The organism is Vibrio sp. 2134-1 (genome assembly GCF_033339495.1).
Genome location: NZ_JAWOUS010000227.1, coordinates 1 through 879 on the forward strand (window position 1 = coordinate 1; position 879 = coordinate 879).

1 protein-coding gene is annotated in these 879 nt (G+C 40.8%); it reads right to left on the bottom strand.

What is annotated here, in order from left to right; genetic code table 11:
- Positions 1–335 precede the first annotated feature (335 nt).
- A partial coding sequence (locus R7R78_RS25105) for an NAD(P)-binding protein (RefSeq protein WP_225474498.1) occupies positions 336–879 on the bottom strand: 544 nt, incomplete at its 5' end.

Consider the following 879-nt stretch of genomic DNA (forward strand, 5'->3'; position numbering starts at 1 on the left):
ACGGTGACGAAGCTTTTTCGACATTTCTAACGCGATAGGACGCAGTGCCGCTGCATCACTTTTAATGTCTAAAATCCCAAATACTGAACACATACAACATCCTTTCTAAACTAAACAATTTCTAATCGGTATGGATTCAATTTGCCATTCTGAGTAAAAAAAGCAACGTTTTGTGATTAAAAAAATGATAAAAAGCCTTGTTGATTAAATAATATTTAACTTATTTGTTGTTTTGATGAATGGAATTAAGGTTTGGTATGAAAATCAAACAAAAAAGCCTCTCTATTGATAGAAAGGCTTTTAATTGGTAGTGGCGTTGTTGCGTATTTTTAGGGTTATTTTATCGAAGTGAACTGAGGTTCGAGTTGTTTGCACACGTGTCGCGCAAAACCACTACCTGCTTCGCTGTATATATTAAAGGCAGCGTCCACACCACTTTCCAACAAACCTTCTAGTTGGTCTGGATATTCTGCAATAGCGGCAATTTGCCCTTTGTAGTTTCTACGCTGAAGTTGTTCTAGTGCCGTTTGATTACCTTGATGGTGTGGCATTGCCAATAAAACTAACTTTACGTGACCAGTATCTAGGATTCGTTCCCACAAATCTGGGTCGGTAGCATCCCCTGAAATGACATTACGTCCTTCTGAACGGTGTTGTTGCGCTGCTTCTTCACGGATCTCAATCCCCAGAGAAATCTTGCCGTAACGTGCGCGTAGCTCGTCATATGCACCGGTACCAATTCGCCCCATGCCTAGAATAAGTACTTGAGCATGTCCCGGGTTGATCAACTGGTCACGTTGGTTGAGTTTCTCTGCAGCCGTTTCTTGTAACCATTTACCGGAATGTTGATAAATTTTATGGCCCAAGCGATTTAGAGGT